This window comes from Alkalibaculum sporogenes, from assembly GCF_009362815.1.
Classification (GTDB): domain Bacteria; phylum Bacillota; class Clostridia; order Eubacteriales; family Alkalibacteraceae; genus Alkalibaculum_A; species Alkalibaculum_A sporogenes.
Window position 1 is genome coordinate 1 of sequence record NZ_WHNX01000042.1, and the last position, 19,011, is coordinate 19,011.

The following is a 19,011-nucleotide window of genomic DNA, read 5'->3' on the forward strand; positions in this document are numbered from 1 at the left end:
AAAAAGGTACGCACTTTTTGAACACATAGAAAAAGCTTGAATCCTAGTATTTTCAATAGGTTTCAAGCTTTTTGTTCTTTACAACTGTCAAAGACAGGAGTATATTCTAGCATTTAAAGCGAGGATTAACAATAGCCATTCTACCTTTAACTTATTGTAGTTTGTACCTCACTTTGTATCTTTACCTTTTAAATTGCTCATATCTAATAAAATTAGTACTTTACTTAAAAATAACCCTCAGACAAGGTTATTTTTAAGTAAGATATTTTCATATTTAAAATACTTTTTTTTCTCCCATAAACTCTTCTACTACCCGAAGAGTCTCTCCAAATCTTTGGAAATGTACTACTTCTCTCTCTCTTAAAAATCTTAGTACATCTTTTACACACGGGTCATCAGTAAATTTCAATAGATTTTCGTATGTTATTCTTGCTTTTTGTTCTGCTGCCATATCCTCGTACATATCTACTACTGGATCACCTTTTGTTTGAAAATAACTTGCTGTAAAAGGCACTCCATCTGAATTTACATAAAAAGGATTAAATCCATGTTGTACATAATAACCATCGAATCCTGCTTCTTCTAGTTCTGTTTTTGTAGCACCTTCTATTAATTTACTAAACAGAGTAGCAACTACTTCCATATGCGCTAGTTCTTCGGTGCCTATATCTGTTAGTACTGCTTTACCTAAATTTACAGGCATAGCAAATCTTTGAGTTAAATATCTCATACCAGCCGCTGCTTCTCCATCAGCACCACCATATTGTTCTAATACAATTTTTGCCATTCTTACGTCTTTATTGCTAACTTTTACTGGAATCTGTGTTTTCTTTTCATATATCCACATTTATCTATCACTCCTCCTAAAAACGTATTTCCCATGGCCAAGTTTCATTAACGTATTGACGATAATCACCATGGTGTGAAAATAAATTCATTGGGCCATGTAACTCTTCATAAGCCATTATCATTTCATGCAACTCTGTAGCATATTTTTTGCGTAATACATGAGCTCTCATATCATTTGGATGTGTATCTAAATATAGAGCTAAATCATAAACTGCAAATTGGTATTCCATAATTTCTCTTAACTCCGCGTGCTCTTTAGGCATTGGAGCAACTGGTTTTGATATTGGTTTTTCTATGGGACGTAAAATTGGTTTCTCTATTGGTTTCTCAATAGGTTTTTCTATCGGTTTTTCTATGGGACGTAAAATTGGTTTCTCTATTGGTTTCTCAATGGGTTTTTCTATCGGTTTTTCTATGGGACGTAAAATTGGTTTCTCTATTGGTTTCTCAATGGGTTTTTCTATTGGTTTTTCTATTGGTCGCAAAATCGGCTTTTCTATTGGACGTGAAATTGGATTTTCTATTGGATTTGGTACTGGGTCTCTAAAGGGATTATTATCTACCATTGTAAACCACGCTCCTTATAAGGACTATATAATGCTGGAAATATTGTGCCTTTCGACATAGCTTCCTTAGGTGAATAAGTCTCGAAATCTATTTGATATGGCACATATGCATTTGCATATAATGGTTTCTTCGGCATAAAAGGTACCATAGGTATAAATTCATGATCGTTTATTTCTGCCATTTATATCTCTCCTTTACTTTAAAATCTACTATATCTTATTCAGATCATATAAAAGTGTTAATAGTTTATAATAGAATGCATTTAATCGAAAAATATCGTTATAAATAATAATTTAAACATAAAAAATATAATTTTTTTAATTATAAAATTTCCAAATTTTTTAACTTATATCTATTTAATTTAACACCATAATAACGTAAAGGAGGTTGAAAAAAATGAAAAAATTAATGATTTCTGTACTAATGTTTTTGCTTTTATTTACTTTTATGCCAGCAGTTAGCGCTCAGCCAGCCGGTGATTATGATACTTATACAATAAGAAGTGGTGATACCTTATGGAAGATTGCAGTAAGATATCAAGTTGGAGTATCAGAGTTAATAGCAGCAAACCCACATTTTAAGAATCCAAATTTAATATACCCTGGAGAGAAAGTTTATGTACCTTTATACGACAGGGTAAACGCTTTTGAAAAACAGGTTATTGAATTAACAAATCAAGAAAGAGTAAAAAATGGATTGAAACCATTAGAATACAATTGGGAACTCTGTAGAGTTGCAAGATATAAATCTCAGGATATGCTTGACAAAAAATATTTTAGCCATACTTCACCAACTTATGGTTCCCCATTTGATATGATACGTTCTTTTGGAATTAGTTATAGAAGTGCTGGAGAAAATATTGCTAAAGGACAAAAAACTGCACAAGCAGTAGTGACAGGTTGGATGAATTCACCAGGCCATAGAGCTAATATATTAAACGCTGGATATACACAAATAGGCGTTGGTTATGCAGGCGACGGTTCACCTCACTGGACACAAATGTTTATTAGTAAATAAGTCAAAAAATAATTCAAAGACAGCTTCCTTATTTAGGAAGCTCTTATTTTAAAAGGTGCATTAGATAAACAAAATACAAACTACAAATATCTTTTTCGCAAATTCACGAAATTGCACTCTTGTTAGTCATTCATGTACTAGTTTGAATTTTTAGCCAATGCTTTCTGTGCTTTAGTCCTTAGTTTATTAAACCATGACATTAATACTGGAATGATGATAAATATAATTATATTTATCATATACACGTAATTATAAGAAAAATCTCTCATAGTATAATAGTTATTAGCAATTAAATTAGTCGTATAGAACGCTATAATCGTAACTAAATTAGTAAACATAGTAGTATCTTCTAGATTAAATATATATTTTACTAATTTTAATGACGTCAAAATCAACACGGTTACTAAGGCAAAATCTGATAATATCCATAAAACTACCAATATCGCTTCTAAACCTGTAATGGTTTCAAGTAAAATCATTTGTTCCACAGTAAGCAGGTACGGAAATGTTGAACGGGATAGTACATAGCTACCACTATTCCCAATTAAACAAACTAACAATAAAGTTACTGCAAGGTATAAATAACCAACAATCTGTAATCCTCTTTTCTTAAAGTACTTCATGCCTATTATATTTTCACTCATTATAAAAAGCAGAGTGATATACGACCATATAGCAATAATTGCTATACTTCCTTCAAATATTGGTATTATATCTAAATATGATATTGGAGTAAGTTTATTTATGGATATATTTGGAAATAAAACTCCACATAATACAAAAAAACCTAGAGCTGTTATCCAAAAAAATATTTTAAACATTCTAGATGCAACCACAAAACCTGCTTTGACTATAAGTCCTCCAATTATAACTAAAGTAATGATTAAAAATATATTTTCTTGTATATTTGGGTATACTGCTGTGGATAGCCTCATTGTATAAGATTTTAAATTTAGTCCTGTTAATATAATTATCCAGATTAAATAAACTAAAGCTATAACTTTTGCTAAAATCTTACCAGTTACTTTTTCATATATTTCCATAAGTGACAATGAAGGAAATTTGACAAATAAATTATTTAACTCTATTACCAGGTAAGCCATTACTAAAAAAGCAACTATGGGACTCAACCATCCTGCTTGATCAGCCTTTAAAGCAGTATATGTTCCAAAAATTCTTGCAGATGGCGAAAAAACAATTATTAAAAACATAATAAAGGCAGTATTTATCCCTATTTTTCCTTTTCTCTTCTCCATATAAATATTCCCCTTCATCATATAGTACTGAAATTAATTTATTGACCTACAAGTTCCAAGAAAAATTCTGCAAATGTTACGTGTTTTGGATAGTTGTAGTACACAGCCATGCTTATAATAATCATACATAACACGAAGTAAATTACAATTTCTTTCTTTTTTTCTTTATATCTAATACCTTTAAGATCTGCAATAGCAACTACAATTATTAATAGGATTATAATCCACATTTATTTAACCTCTCCAGATAGAATTGATTCATAAAACCTAGCACTTCTCTCTATAGTTGAATCTACCGTTACTTCTATATCTAACTTTGGAAATATATCCTCCCACTTTTCTTTGTACTTTTTTTCCCACTTAACTGGATACCTGTGATAAAACTTATCTCCAATTCCTATGATATCAATCTCATGTTTTTGGACAAGATCTATTACCTCCATTACTTCTTTTTTAACTATCTCGCTAGATTTTCTTTCTAAAGTCTTCATTAATTCGTCATCTATGGCAATATCTTGTTTGCTTATTTCAGTTAATATATTGTCTACATTTACTTTTATTTCTGCTTTAAGTTTTTCGTCTTTTATTTTAGGAACTATTTTAGAACCACCCTCAATGATCTCTAGGTTGTATTTTACTCCCTCATGTTCCACTACAATTGTACCCGATACTATTTCATCTATAATCCAATTCAAACCTCTACCCTGTTCGAATAAAATATAATCAATAACTTTATCATCTTTGATAATAGCATAACCTACAGAACGTAAAATTTTAGCATGTTCACCTTCTAATGTTTCTCCTTCTTCTGGTTCTTGACCCCCATGTTCAATTCTTATATCTAAACGTTCATCTTCTAATTCAAAACATGGTAGATATCCATTTTTTTTGTCTGACATTAAGTCGATGAATTCTACAAAGGGCATTTCAAAGGCATAAGATAAAATAGCATAATTGTCTATTATATTATCTACGGTATTTGAAATATCAATATTTTGTTCATACAACAATCCTATTAACTCTCTACTGCTCATGCCTTTCACTATCAAAGGGGTTAATGTCATTCTCGGTTCATTATCTCTCATGAAAAAATCTAGATACTTAAATACGCTTTCCTTTGATGCTTCCTCTCCAATTAATATATACTTAGCATATCCCCAATAGAGATCATTTTCAGCGTACATGCCGATATTTCTATTAGCATCAAATCCTGTTTTCCCAGCAACAGTCATAATATTATTTGGTTTTACTGCATCTTCCTCTGTAGTAGGTGATACTGTTGAGATTAAATATTCTGTATCACCATTTTGATTGTTATCAATACCAGCTAGTGTAATTGGATATAAAGTTTCTATTTCTGTTCTACCTCTAATTATCTCTTCAAAACTAGTGGCAAAAAATATCACTGCAAGAATTAATACTACTATTATCATTTTTCTCATACAGATCTCCTAATCATTTTGTTCTCTGAATATAGTCTGGATTTGTCTTTTTATCTAATGGTGGTCTTATAATACTGTCTTTAAATGCATCCTTAGTATTACTATTAACAAAAGGAGATAAATATGGTACTCCCAAGACTTCTACTGAGGCTAAAGAGTATACTAGTAATATCAAACCTATAACCAAACCGAATAAACCTATTATAGAAGATAACAATATCATAATAAACTGCCACAACCACAAACTATTAGCGAAATCTCTGTTTGGAATTGCATAATTTGCTATAGCCGCAATAGCAACTACAACTACGGCTGCTGGACTTACGAACTTTGCATTTACAGCTGCATCGCCAACTACGAGAGCCCCTACTAAAGTTACCATTCCACCTATACTACTATAAATTCTTGTTCCAGCTTCAATTAAGACTTGAAAAGCGAGTACTAAAACGATAATTTCCAAAAACATTGGAAATGGTACTCCTTCTCGAGAAGTAATAATCGATATAGCAAGATCCGGTGGTAAAAGTAGTTGGTGAAATGTTGTTATGGTAATAAAATATCCTGTTATAAATAAAGCTAATGCGGCAAGAGTGTATCTCATAATCCTAAAGGCAGACGCTACAAAACGACTACTTGTATAATCATCTGTAGTTTGAAAGAAGTCTACAATAGTAGTTGGCAATATCAAAGTAAATGGAATTCCATCGATTATCAGACCGATTTTTCCATCTAAAACACTTATGCAAAATTTGTCTGGTTTCTCAGTATAATTGACTTGAGGAAAACTTGCGTATCTGTCTTCAATAATATGCTCTTCTATTATCCCTGGAAAGATAACCTCCTGAGTATCGATAGATTTTAGTCTCTCTATTAATTCATTTAGAGTAACCTTACTTACCATATTATCCATGTATACAATAGATACTAAAGTATTACTCATATATCCTATCGTCATATCTTCTATTATTAAATTAGTAGACTTTATTTTCCTTCTAACTGTAGCTGTATTTACTCTAATCGTCTCTACAAATGTATCTTTAGATCCTTTCAGAGATGTTTCTTCTGTAGGTGTAGTTATAGATCTCATTTGAAATCCTTTTGTATCAAAAGCAATAGCCTTGTTCAACTCATTAAATATAATTACTACATTGCCACTTAATATTGCATCTGTTATTTCATACATATTAGTTAAAGTATTTTGTGCTGAGAAATATACAACACCTTGCTCGATATAATTAAATAAAGATTTTTCGTCCTTTACATTCACAAGCCGAACATCATTTACCAATGGTTTTAAAATCAATTCACTAATTTGTTGATGATTAATAAGTCCATCAATAAAGAACATGTGAACTACAATATTTAGCTTGCTATTTATGGTAACAGGTTTTGAAATGAAATCCGCACTCTTACTAAGTATTTTTTTTAAATTATCGCTATTTATCTCTAAATTCTCCACCCACTGATCAAGAAGAGAATCTTTCACACTTGGTTTTTCTTTTGTATTTGTTTCTTTTTTCATATATTTACCTCAATTAGTTATTTTTTTTAGTGTACCACCTAAAAGGTAAAATATTCATAAATATATTCTTTCTATAATCATCTGCATAGCTCATTGTCTTGAGCCATATAAAAAGAGTGCCTTCGGCGAGTTTACAGCCTGAGCACCCTCCTAAATATGATAGGGGAATAATTCCCCATAACCCTTTCTATTTTTATAGTATAAAAGTAACACTTTTGTACTCAATAAAAAAATACAGTTGAGATTCAACTGTACTTTTTTATATGTTATATTATTATTTACATCTTTTAATAAATTATATTTCTTATAATTTATTAAATCCTTGTTCTAAATCGTATATTAAATCTTCAACATCTTCTATTCCTACAGATAATCTTATCATGTCTGGGGTTACTCCAGCATTTATTAGTGCTTCTTCTGAAAGTTGAGCATGTGTAGTACTAGCAGGATGAATAATTAATGATTTTGCGTCAGCAACATTTGCAAGTAAAGAAAATATTTCAAGACTATCTATAAATTTCTTTCCTGCTTCTAATCCCCCTTTTATTCCAAAGGTAAAAATTGATCCACTGCCTTTAGGTAGATATTTTTTTGCTAATGCATGGTACTTATTATCTTCTAAATCAGGATAATTCACCCATGAGACTTTTGGATGTTTCGCTAAAAATTCTACTATTTTCTTTGTATTAGCTAAATGCTTTTCTAAACGCAATGATAAAGTCTCTAATCCTTGTAATAGCAAAAATGAGTTAAACGGACTTATTGCAGCACCAGTATCTCTAAGTAATTGTACTCTAGCTTTAATAATATAAGCAACAGGGCCTAATGCTTCAAAGTATTTAAGTCCATGATAACTTTCATCTGGTTCTGTTAAACCTGGAAATTTACCACTAGCTGCCCAATCAAATTTACCACCGTCAACTATAACTCCACCAATAGATGTACCATGTCCACCAATAAATTTAGTAGCAGAATGTACGACAATATCAGCACCAAATTCTATAGGTTTTATTAAGTATGGAGTACCGAATGTATTGTCGATTATTAATGGTATTCCATTTTCATGTGCTATATTTGCAACTGCTTCAATATCAATAATATTTATACCTGGATTACCAATAGTCTCAATAAAAATAGCTTTAGTGTTTTCGTTAATAGCATCGGCAAAATTCTGTGGTTCGTCTGGATCAACAAATGTAGTTTTAATTCCAAGTCTCGGTAATGTAACAGAGAATAAATTAAAAGTACCACCATATAATGTAGATGCAGATACTATTTCATCACCTGCACCAGCTATATTTAATATAGAATAAGTAATTGCTGCAGATCCTGACGCAACTGCCAATGCTGCTGCTCCCCCCTCTAGGGCTGCTATTCTTTGTTCAAAGACATCTGTAGTGGGATTCATTATTCTCGTATAAATATTACCACTTTCAGCAAGTGAAAATAAGTTTGCTGCATGATCTGTATTATCAAACACATAAGAAGTAGTCTGATAAATAGGAACAGCCCTAGACCCTGTTGTTGGGTCTGGTTCTTGCCCTGCGTGTACTTGTAGAGTATCGAATTTTAGTTCTCTTTTTGACATATATATTCCTCCTAGTATTTATTAACTTTTTCCTAGTTTGCTCCTATCTCATTTAAATCGTATGGCGTTTCTTGGTATACGTAGTAGTTTAACCAGTTATAAAATATCAAGTTAGCATGGGCTCTCCATCTATTTATCGGTTCACTAGTAGGGTCATTACTGGGGTAGTAATTTACTGGAACCCTTATATTTATTCCTTTTGCAATATCTCTATCATATTCAGCTTTTAGAGTTAGCCCATCATATTCGGGATGACCCATAACGAAAACAGATTTGTGATCTTTAGATTTTACAATATACAGTCCTGCCTCATTAGATTTAGATACAATATCTAATCCCTTTATATGCTTTACATCTTCCTCTTTAATGTCAGTATATCTAGAGTGAGGAGCATAGAATTCATCGTCAAAACCACGTAGCAACATAGTATTTTTTTTAGAGATCGTATGTTTATACACACCAAAAACCTTTTCATTGACAGGATACTTTTGTACTCCATAGTGATGATAGAGTCCTGCTTGTGCTCCCCAACATATATGCATCGTAGAAAAGACATTAGTCAAACTCCAATCCATAATTTCTTTTAACTCATCCCAGTAGTCTACTTCTTCAAAAGGCATTAGTTCTACCGGTGCTCCTGTAATAACTAGTCCGTCAAATTTTTGATTTTTAATATCATCAAAGGTTTGATAAAAATTAATTAAATGTTCTTGTGATGTATTCTTTGCAACATGACTTTTAGGATGTAAAAGAACAGCATCTACCTGTATAGGAGTATTACTAAGTAGTCTCATTAATTGTGTTTCAGTTACTATTTTTGTAGGCATAAGATTTAGTATTGCTATTTTAAGAGGTCTAATATCTTGATTAGTCGCTCTATTTTCATCCATTACGAATATACTTTCTTCAGCTAAAATACTAGCAGCTGGTAGATTATTAGGTATCCTAATAGGCATTTTTTCACTTCCTTTTTTTTACAAAATATAGAGAATTCCGATTGTTTTAATAATAATAAATATTATAACATTTAAATAGTCTTTTAGAAAACATTATTTTTTTTAAATAGACATATGTTCTTAAAATAGCACTATGTAAATACAATTAACTACAATTTACTGTAATATAGTTCAAGATTTACAGTTTATAAATAAAAAAGACTATGATTATATCACAATCTTTCTCCACTATTCATCTATATGGTTTACACCATCATTCAATATTTGTGCTACATGTTCATCATCTAAAGAATAATACACTACTTTCCCATCTTTTCTGTTTTTAATTAATCGTGCTTGTTTTAATATTCGAAGTTGATGGGATATTGCCGATTGATTCATATTGAGCAAACTAGATATATCGCAAACGCACATCTCTGAATTAAATAAGGCATATAAAATCTTAATCCTTGTACCATCCCCAAACACTTTGAAAAAATCAGCTAATTTTAGAGCTTTTTTCTCTTCAGGCATTTTACTTGATACATTATCTATAATATCCTGATGTATCACATTACAATCACATCTATAGTTTTGTTGCTCATTATCCATTACTTTACTCCTTATCTAAACAAGCTTTTATACTACTTCATAAAATTTTATTGTATTTACATAAAGAAGTCAAGTTACTAAGGTCGTAATTAAATTTAACTTAGTAACTTGTAATAAATATGAACTAACAATTATAACTACTTGTATCTTATTATCTAAGATTCATATTTAATGGTGAACCAAGGTGCAGATACTATTGTAATGGCTTCATGTGTCACAAAAGGAAATCCCAATGGTTTTGTTGGTATGGGCCTTGGTTGGTTCACAAGTTTTAGGCGTCTAAATGGATGAATTTTACTTTAACCATGAATTGCTTTCATCGTGAAAGAGCGTTTGTTCTCTAAAAAAGCGCTTCATAAAGCTCCCCTACATATATTCTTGCTTCTTTCTATAATTTCAGGTTGATCTTTTATAGTAGGAATCATATCCTCTGTTATTTTTACACCTTCTCCCATCATTTGAATAACAAAGCTAACTGGACATGTTTCTCCCTCACCACATACAAGACATGGTATTGAACCTCTTGCGGAAATCACCTCAATATTTTTTTCATCTATGCCATGATACATTTGGAAAAATGTTTGCAAATAACTAGCAGCTTTATCTTCATGTTCTCCTCCAGAAACAATGACGAGAATTACTTTCTTCAAGTTTAATTTAATCCCCTTATGACGTAATGAGAACCATCTTTCAAGAAAGCTATGCATTAATGCATTGATACCAAATGCTGCTCCATAATATGTTGGAATGCCTAATACTAAAGTATCTGCTTCTTTAACTTTATCTCCTATTTGAGTCCAATCATCTTGTACTACACATTGATTATCATCTACACAACCAAAACATCCTCTACAATATCCAATATCGTAATCCTTTAAAGATATAAAATCTACTCCATCAGATGTATGCTCTGCAATAAGTGATAATAATTCATTAACCTTCCCTTTGCCAGTTGGATCTCCACTAACTACTAAAATACCCATATTATCTCCTCCTATAATTTTATTAATTCTATAATATTATAGAAAAAAAATTAAATCTGTTAAATACATTACAGATTTAGCTATTATAAGAGATGTAGGATTTAATCCTATTGTTAAAACAGTATGTAACTTTATTTTATTTTTACCATTCTAATTAGTAATAGTCTATAAATGCTAATCTCGAAATAGACAACCGTATATCATCATTAATTTTTAAAATAAACTATAAAAAAAATCAGTACACTCTCCTACGAGTGTATTGATTTTTCTGTGGGTCTATTTCCCTATAGCTCCGATTTTTTTTAGCTGAGTAATTCAACTTTTACTTTTTGTATTGATTTCTCCAACTATTTTATTAATTAGGTCTTGACAATCTAATCCGCCTCTTTCACTAATCATTTCTAATGTAGCCATAGAAGACATAGTTTTAAATATTATTGGATTTTTTATTTTTTTAAATTTAGGAGATAAATTTAATAAATATTCCTTGATAAACGGATATTCTTTGATAAGATCGCCAATAATTGTATCTTTTGTAATTCCATACTCATTGTATATTTCTTTATCTCTGACTTTTTTTTGAATTGACTCTTGTTGTTCATTCCAAGATAATAGCCTTTGACTTCCTTTTAAACTTCTAATTTTAGTTACATCCTGCATCATTTCTAATACGCCTCTAAATTTTCCTGTATCATCTCTTACTGCATTATAAATAATATAGATAAACTTTCCACCAATTTCTAGCCAAAATTCTGCCTCATCTTGTTCTCCCTCTCTAAAGGCTCGAATGATTTCTTCTACGGTATCCACACTTTCTCTGGGATGACAGTTTTGTACTTCTCTTCCTATGACTCCTGCACTTCTCGGGAATACCCTATGTTTGGTATCACTATAGAATTTCACCATTTCATTTTCATCAACATAAGATAAATCTACTTGTAAATGTTTAAAAATTAAATTTATCTGTTCTAATGTTAATTTACCTTGGCTAACGTCTAGAATATCCTCTCTTGATGAATTTGTACCAACACCGTGTTTTCGAAGTACCTGTGCTAAATCATTCAATAAGTCTTCGCTTGAAGACATATTTTTTTCTTTGCTATTCTCATTTTGATAAGGAGGAGGATCGGGAATTAAGCAATAACCAATTTCATCATCCCCTTTTCTCATGTCAACAAAATCTTCATTTGTAAGAAGATCCATTGATGTTGGATAAAGAATTTCTTCCTCTTTCACCATCATATCTTCTACCATTTCAATTACTTCATTTTGAATATCCAAAAATTCATTTACTAAATTGGACTCTAAATACTCTTTAGCCTTTTTAATAATATCCTTTATATTGTTTTCTAATGTCCACATTACCTTTGACGGTTTATCAAAACCTTTTTTTTCTAATGCGGGGAATAGTTGATTTTGTTTTCGAGCAAAATGTATATTGATTTCACTTAATTTATCGTAATGCTCAGTCCATTGGTTCTTGATGAACTTTTGATTTAACATATTTCTCATTTCACCTAGTACTTCTCGAATCGCTACTACTTCATCTAAATAAGTTCTAATAGGATGTCCTAAGGTGAGTTGTAATTTATTTGTTACCAAAATACCCTCGAAGATTTCTAGTATTTCTTCCATTCTTTCAGATAGTTCATCATCTGTAATACCATATTGCTGAAGATATTGCTCACAAATAGCAAATTCTTGTGCAGTTACATGGTCAACAGATTCCTTCATTTTCTTCTTTGCATGTTCTAGAGAGATTTCTCCTTTTAGAAAATTTAGCTTTATCTCCATAATATTTTGGATTTTATTTTCATCAAATTGTAAAAATTCGCCCATTTGAATTTTTTCGATTTTTTTCATAACTTCTCCATCCTTCATATTATATTCTAAATAAATTCTCACAAATATTAATTGCTTTTTTAGCTATACGTCTTGAAAATATTATGTTATTCTCTAAATGAATATGTTGAAACATGTCTGATTCCATTTCTTGTAGTTTTGCAAAAGTTATTTTGTAGGTATTGCAACCATCATCTAGCACAGTATAATCATGGGTCATATTTCTTAAGTTTTTGATTATTTTATCTTTACCCATACATACTACATTTACTCATTAAATAAGCGTCCATAGGGGGTAGGCATTTTCTCTAATTATCTATTTTGCTACAACACAAATCGTCTTACTATTTTCACAAAATTCACTACCTATAACATCAGCATAAAATTCTAAATCCGAAAATCCAGCTTTTTCAAGCTCACATTGTAACTTATCTCTATTAAAAGCCAAATTCCAGTTATTATAGCACTTACATGTTGTTTCAGTTATAATAATATATTGTTCAAGAAATAGAGATGTTTCATCATATCTGAATGTTCTCTTAATACAAGAATAAGGAATAGCACTCCAATAGCCATTATCTTCATAAAATATTCTCTGACTTTCTACAAAGTCTTTGTAATTGTATTTAGTGAAGCCATCAAGAATTAATTTTCCACCGGGTTTCAACGCCTGTCGAATTTTTAACAGAAGCTTCTCTCTATCTGACGGTTTTAATACTCCAAAATCACAGTAAATTATAGTTATAATGTCAAATTGATTTTCATAATTTATATCCAAATAATTTTGATATATGTATTCAATATCTTTTGCTTTTCTAGATGCAGACTGCCTTGAATAATCTATGGAACGCTTGGAAAAGTCAATTCCAGTAACGGCAAAACCCATATCATCTAATTTTTCAGCATATATTCCAGGACCGCAGCCTAAATCAAGTAATTTATTTCCCTTATCTATATCACATAATGTCGATATCCATTTTACGGACTCATGAATAAAATGGTGTTTACGTGATGCCGCTGCAATATCTGGATTCAAATGAGCTTCCAACATTCCCATAGAAATATGTACATCATCCCAAAGCATAGCACTATCTGCTTCATATTCTTCAGGACGATTTTTCAAATAATTTAGTAGTTGTGTATACATTGCTTTTCTCCTTTCAAACGTATATCCATTAAGTAATCAAAATAATTTCTATTATACTGTAGTTTTATCTAGAAAATCTATAGTACCTTTCTTATAATAAATGTCTAATCTATGAAGTGCTCTTGTCATAGCGACGTATAGTAATTTTAAGTCAATTTCATCTTTTTTATAGCTATCTTTAATATTTACAATAATTACAGCATCAAATTCAAGACCTTTTGCTAAGTATGAAGGAACAACTACAATATTGTGATCGTATTGTTCTTCTTTTCCTTTTAATAATTTAGTTTTGATTTGTTTCCCTCTTTCAAGTTGTTTCTGGATATGGATACATTCATTGGATGTTTTGCCTATTATGGCAATAGATTTGTAACCTTCAATTATTAGAGTGGTTATTCTTTTTTCAACCTTTTCTAAGATTTCTGTATCTGAACTAAGTTGATTAATTGTTGGGTTTTCTCCATGTCGCACTACTGGTTTTGCTAAAATCAGACCATCAATAGCACTTAATTTAATAACTTCATTTGCCAAACCCATAATTTCAATCGTAGTTCTATAGCTTTGTTCGAGTTTCAAGTACTGGCTTTTACTTGCATCAAAGATTTCATTTATAACATAGTCCCAATTTTGAATACTTCTATATGAATGGATTCCCTGAGATACATCTCCTAAGATAGTAAACATTTCTGTATTAAAAACTTCCTTCAATGCAAAGAATTGAAAAAGGCTAAAGTCTTGAGCTTCATCTATAACCACATACTTAATATCTAATTTGTTCTCGAAACCTAAAACTCGATGCTTTAAATAGAGTAACGCAGCTAAATCTTCAAATTCCACTTTTTTCTTAGATAGTATATCTTTAGAAGTTCTGCATAAGTATGCAACAAATTTAGTATCCAAGATCCCCCTACTAAATTTATGCATTTTATTTTCATCTGTAATAAGATCTGAGTAATAGCTAAATAAATCTTTTGTTTTAAATTGTGTCATATATTTTTTTACAATTGTAGTTGAACCCTTTTTGATGATGTTCATATCATTATCTCTTAAGTCTAATAACTCTACAATTTTTATACGTCGTTCTTCACTTTCTATCTCATGATCTCTTAAATATTCTATTTTAATATCATAGAAATTTTCAATGCCTTCAATTATTTTATTTTTTTGTGATTTTAGCTTAAATGTAATATGTTTCTTAATCTGATCTAATCTTTTATACAAAGGTAAATGACAGTATTCTACCAGAAACATATTTTTTATATCACTTGCACTGATGATATTATATCCACCTAAAACGATGTCTTGATCTGGAATAAATCTACTTTCAATTTCTTCAATATATCTTGTAATTATTTTTTTAAACAGCATCGAACCTTTAAATAAAGATGCCTGCTTTAAAAAGTGAATATTATGAGTATCCGTGTTTTCAGTTGGACTAATAATAGATAATAGTTTTTCATCTGAATCTATGGATTTATATTTTTTACCAATTTGCTCAAAAACAAAATCTGTATATGTGGCCTGTATTACTTTATCTGCACCTAATTCTGGTAATACATCAGAAATATAATTTAAGAATAATTGATTTGGTGCAATAATCATAAAATTTTCTGGATCAAAGCTGTCCTCGTAGGTATATATAAGATATGCAATTCGGTGCAATGCTATAGTAGTTTTACCACTTCCTGCAACTCCCTGTACAACTAATGGTTTGTCAATATCTGCTCTTATTATCGCGTTTTGTTCTGATTGGATTGTGGAAACAATATCTTTTAATCGGTTATCTTTATGATCTTCTAGAGAGGCTTGTAAAAAATCATCTGTAGCAGTAATATCTATATCCATGATATTTTCTAACTTAGCATCATTAATCGTGTATTGTCTTTTTAATGTTAATTCACCTCTCATTGTTCCTGTTTCTGATTGATAGCTTACACTTCCTATCCTTCCATCGTAATAGACACTTGCAAGAGGCGAGCGCCAATCTAATATGAAAGGAATATCCCACTCTGCTCTTAATAATGACATTTTACCAATGTAAAATTTATCACCTTTTAAATCGCCCTCTGGGCAAAAATCAATACGTGCAAAATACGGTTTTGTCTTTGCCTTTAATAAATTTTCTAAATTTCTTTCAAGATCATTTAGTAATGTGGAATGTAACATAATTGAAGCATAACTCTGACTACTATCTAAAAAGTCTAAGTGTATATACGCATCTTTTATTTCCTCTTTGTATGTATTTTTATTTTGTCCTGAAGCTGTAATAGCATTTTGAATATATTCGACAGTTTGTTCAAGTCTTTCTAACTCTTCTAAATAGTCAAGGTGGTCTCTTATCGGCATAAATTGTTCTCCTTTTTTAAATCTCAGTTCACAAGGTAAACTCTATACTTTATATTTTATTTGATTATTTGAGGTATTGATATGAGTTAGCCTAGACTTCTATATACTAACAGCAAGCCCTTTGTGATTTTTGGAATTACTCATAGACACTATTTCATCATTATAACATAAACTAATTATTGATAACAGTATCAAAAGGGTTCCATTTTGGTCCTTAAAGAGTGTAAATTAAAATCGCAATAAAATGATTACCACTACAGCTACTCTTACCATTTGTGTTGACGAGAGCATGTTTGCGTTTAATCTTTTCATTATTATGTAGCAGTCTTATTTTAAGAAATAGAGGATTCAAATTATGATAAGAGAATCAAGTATTTTAAAAAAAGCACCAATGATTGTTGGTGCTAATGTTTAAATTTTTGGGATAATTTCTAAAATGCTTCAGAGTCACTAATCGCATAATCATACTAATCTTTGTAACAATTCATTAATGCTACTCGCAGGGTCACTACATGTTCTGTTTAAGCATAGGGTTGCCTTAGGTTTATCGGAGCTTTTCCTTAGCTTTAATATTATATTTGGTAGATACTCTTGATATACACTCTTTATCATTTCCTTAGTAGCTGTGTCGTTTAAGTCTCCTTCGATCGTTATTTCACCGGAATTTCCAAAAGCATAATAATATCCACATAACATCTGAGTATACCCTGACGGATATTCTTTAACTTCATCGACAAAATAGCTTAGCATTTCACTGGCCTTTTGTGATAAATCTTCATTATCTGTTAGACCGCTCAACTTTAATAAGTTTAATAACATCACAGAATTGCCTGAAGGGATAGCACCATCATAAATTTCTTTTTTTCTGACTAGAAGTTGTTCTCCTTCTATTGAAGTGAAATAAAATCCAGCCCTGTCGTGATCCCAAAATAATTCTATACATTTCCTAGTTAGCTGCGTTGCTTCTTTGATGTAATTTTCATCAAAGGTTACTTCATACAACTCTATTAAACTTGTAATCAAAAACACATAATCGTCTAAATGCCCTTTTATATCCCATTTGCCTTTGCCATATCTATGCATTAGACCATTATTTTCTTTAATACTGTGTAAGATAAAACTACAAGCTTTCTTAGCTATATCGATATACTCTTGATTTTCGAACACTCTACCTGCCATTGCAAAGGCTGATATCATAAGACCATTCCAATCTGTTAGAATTTTATCATCTAATGAGGGTCTTACTCTTTTTTCCCTTTCACGAAATAGCAACTCTCTAAATTCATTTATATTCTTTTTATCAATCATTACTAGCTTTTCTTCATTATCCAAATACAAAATATTATTTCCTGTTTTTTCTCTTGTTGATTCATCTAGGTAGTTTCCATCTTTTCTTATTCCATAGTAATTTTTCATGTAGTCGGACTTTTCCACTAATATGCTGTCTATTTCTTCTTCAGTCCATAGATAAAATTTACCTTCTTCACCTTCACTATCTGCATCTTCTGCACAGTAAAATGCCCCATTCTTATCCAACATATCTCTTTTTACGTATTCCAATATCTCCTGTGCTGTTTCCCTATAAACTTCTTCTTTTGTTACTTGATAAGCTTCTATATAAACAACTACCATTAACGCTTGATCATATAGCATCTTTTCAAAATGAGGCACTAGCCATTTATCATCAATATCGATGTAATCCATAACCTATCTGATCAAATATTCCTCCCATACGCATATTATTCAAAGTTTTACTCACCATCTCAAGTGCATCTATACTACCGGTCTCTCTCCAATGCCTGAGCAAGAATAACATTCTATGAGGTGTTGGAAATTTAGGTGCCCTTCCAAAACCTCCTTTATCATTGTCAAATGAGTATTCTAAATCTTCAAATGTCCTTTTAATGATCTCAGTTATTTCTTCATTCTCAACATGGTCTTTTATAACTTTTTCTTCCCATTTTCTCTTTTCATTTTTTTGCAATAGTGCCCATATATCATCTGCAACATCTAATATTTTTTCTCTCTTCAATTCCCATTGTTCCTTAATTTGAGGTACTAACTCCATCATACCTATTCTTCCATATTGAGACTTTCTAGGAATGTATGTTCCAGCAAAGAATGGTTTTTGATCTGGAGTCATTAATATAGTTAGAGGCCACCCTCCACTCCCCGTAAGCACTTGACAAACTCCCATATATACACCATCAATATCCGGTCTTTCTTCTCGATCTACTTTAATACAAATAAATGCATCATTTAATAATTTAGCAACTTCTTCGTTTTCAAACGACTCTCTTTCCATCACATGGCACCAGTGACAAGTTGAATAACCACAGCTAAAAAAGATTGGCTTATCTTCATCCTTAGCCTTTTGAAAAGCTTCCTCTCCCCAAGGATACCAGTCTACAGGATTGTGTGCATGCTGGAGTAAATAGGGACTGGTTTCTTGCGCTAATCTATTTGTTAAAATTGTATTTGACATATAAGACACCTCCATAATTATTCATTATCGTGTGTATTATACCCGTTATACATATATCTCTCTCATATTTTATTATTTAAATTATATAAAGATAAAATTTCTATGTAACTATAGATCTATAATCGTGAAACAGTTGGGGCGTTAGTAAATACGCTGATAATTAAATAGTTGATACATATTTTTAGAATAGGGCGACCTAAGGTACGCCCCTAGTACTATAGAGTTATAGCAATAAGCTATAACTTTTTCTTTATTACTGAGTATTATATTCGAACATTTTTAAATATATAAATACTAACGTTTGAATCCCTAGTCTTAGTAATAAATACCGGTATAGTCACCAATCAGTTTATATGCTATTATTTTACTGAATAAGAGGATAAACGTTTCGCCCCTAGGGAGAAACCCCTTAAAGGTTTC

The 19,011-nt window shown here is 30.9% G+C and carries 18 protein-coding genes; 1 reads left to right on the top strand and 17 read right to left on the bottom strand.

Going from position 1 to position 19,011, the window contains the following annotated elements; translation table 11 throughout:
• Positions 1-274 precede the first annotated feature (274 nt).
• The 3 genes from GC105_RS15210 to GC105_RS15220 are packed head-to-tail and all read right to left on the bottom strand — an operon-like array spanning position 275 to position 1,597.
• Positions 275-847: a manganese catalase family protein gene (locus GC105_RS15210; RefSeq protein WP_152806551.1), complete on the bottom strand. Its 573-nt coding sequence runs from the start codon at positions 845-847 to the stop codon at positions 275-277.
• 16 nt (positions 848-863) lie between these two features.
• Positions 864-1,415, bottom strand: a complete 552-nt coding sequence (locus GC105_RS15215) for a spore coat protein CotJB (protein WP_152806552.1) — start codon at positions 1,413-1,415, stop codon at positions 864-866.
• Positions 1,409-1,597: a spore coat associated protein CotJA gene (locus GC105_RS15220; protein WP_152806554.1), complete on the bottom strand. Its 189-nt coding sequence runs from the start codon at positions 1,595-1,597 to the stop codon at positions 1,409-1,411. Before GC105_RS15220 ends, GC105_RS15215 begins: the two co-directional genes overlap by 7 nt.
• A gap of 215 nt (positions 1,598-1,812) precedes the next feature.
• Between GC105_RS15220 and safA the strand changes: the two genes are divergently transcribed.
• On the top strand, positions 1,813-2,433 hold the full coding sequence (gene safA, locus GC105_RS15225) for a SafA/ExsA family spore coat assembly protein (protein WP_152806556.1): 621 nt from the start codon (positions 1,813-1,815) through the stop codon (positions 2,431-2,433).
• A 137-nt stretch (positions 2,434-2,570) separates the two neighbouring features.
• On the opposite strand, the gene GC105_RS15230 is transcribed toward safA, so the two are convergent.
• The 14 genes from GC105_RS15230 to GC105_RS17655 form a co-directional block, all read right to left on the bottom strand.
• Positions 2,571-3,689: a GerAB/ArcD/ProY family transporter gene (locus GC105_RS15230; RefSeq protein WP_193708441.1), complete on the bottom strand. Its 1,119-nt coding sequence runs from the start codon at positions 3,687-3,689 to the stop codon at positions 2,571-2,573.
• A gap of 38 nt (positions 3,690-3,727) precedes the next feature.
• Positions 3,728-3,919, bottom strand: coding sequence for a hypothetical protein (locus tag GC105_RS15235; RefSeq protein ID WP_152806560.1), 192 nt, complete (start codon positions 3,917-3,919; stop codon positions 3,728-3,730).
• Positions 3,920-5,131: a Ger(x)C family spore germination protein gene (locus tag GC105_RS15240; RefSeq protein ID WP_152806562.1), complete on the bottom strand. Its 1,212-nt coding sequence runs from the start codon at positions 5,129-5,131 to the stop codon at positions 3,920-3,922.
• A gap of 13 nt (positions 5,132-5,144) precedes the next feature.
• Positions 5,145-6,653 carry a spore germination protein gene (locus tag GC105_RS15245; protein ID WP_152806564.1) on the bottom strand — a complete coding sequence of 503 codons (1,509 nt, stop codon included), beginning with the start codon at positions 6,651-6,653 and terminating at the stop codon, positions 5,145-5,147.
• Between the two features lie 304 nt (positions 6,654-6,957).
• Positions 6,958-8,241, bottom strand: a complete 1,284-nt coding sequence (locus tag GC105_RS15250) for a homocysteine synthase (RefSeq protein WP_152806566.1) — start codon at positions 8,239-8,241, stop codon at positions 6,958-6,960.
• Positions 8,242-8,273: 32 nt separating this feature from the next.
• Positions 8,274-9,197, bottom strand: coding sequence for a homoserine O-acetyltransferase MetA (gene metA, locus GC105_RS15255; protein ID WP_152806568.1), 924 nt, complete (start codon positions 9,195-9,197; stop codon positions 8,274-8,276).
• A 228-nt stretch (positions 9,198-9,425) separates the two neighbouring features.
• Positions 9,426-9,788: an ArsR/SmtB family transcription factor gene (locus tag GC105_RS15260; protein WP_152806570.1), complete on the bottom strand. Its 363-nt coding sequence runs from the start codon at positions 9,786-9,788 to the stop codon at positions 9,426-9,428.
• A gap of 353 nt (positions 9,789-10,141) precedes the next feature.
• Positions 10,142-10,771 carry a flavodoxin family protein gene (locus GC105_RS15265; protein ID WP_152806572.1) on the bottom strand — a complete coding sequence of 210 codons (630 nt, stop codon included), beginning with the start codon at positions 10,769-10,771 and terminating at the stop codon, positions 10,142-10,144.
• Positions 10,772-11,086: 315 nt separating this feature from the next.
• The gene (locus GC105_RS15270) at positions 11,087-12,634 is read right to left on the bottom strand and encodes a PAS domain-containing protein (RefSeq protein WP_193708442.1); all 1,548 of its coding nucleotides are present in this window, start codon (positions 12,632-12,634) and stop codon (positions 11,087-11,089) included.
• A gap of 19 nt (positions 12,635-12,653) precedes the next feature.
• Complete coding sequence (locus GC105_RS15275) at positions 12,654-12,869, bottom strand: hypothetical protein (protein WP_193708443.1); 216 nt, start codon at positions 12,867-12,869, stop codon at positions 12,654-12,656.
• Between the two features lie 60 nt (positions 12,870-12,929).
• Positions 12,930-13,760 carry a class I SAM-dependent methyltransferase gene (locus GC105_RS15280; RefSeq protein ID WP_152806574.1) on the bottom strand — a complete coding sequence of 277 codons (831 nt, stop codon included), beginning with the start codon at positions 13,758-13,760 and terminating at the stop codon, positions 12,930-12,932.
• Positions 13,761-13,811: 51 nt separating this feature from the next.
• Positions 13,812-16,106, bottom strand: coding sequence for an RNA polymerase recycling motor HelD (gene helD / locus GC105_RS15285; RefSeq protein WP_152806576.1), 2,295 nt, complete (start codon positions 16,104-16,106; stop codon positions 13,812-13,814).
• A 462-nt stretch (positions 16,107-16,568) separates the two neighbouring features.
• Positions 16,569-17,810 carry a thioredoxin domain-containing protein gene (locus GC105_RS17650; RefSeq protein ID WP_343030057.1) on the bottom strand — a complete coding sequence of 414 codons (1,242 nt, stop codon included), beginning with the start codon at positions 17,808-17,810 and terminating at the stop codon, positions 16,569-16,571.
• On the bottom strand, positions 17,791-18,591 hold the full coding sequence (locus GC105_RS17655) for a thioredoxin domain-containing protein (protein ID WP_343030058.1): 801 nt from the start codon (positions 18,589-18,591) through the stop codon (positions 17,791-17,793). Before GC105_RS17655 ends, GC105_RS17650 begins: the two co-directional genes overlap by 20 nt.
• Positions 18,592-19,011 lie beyond the last annotated feature (420 nt).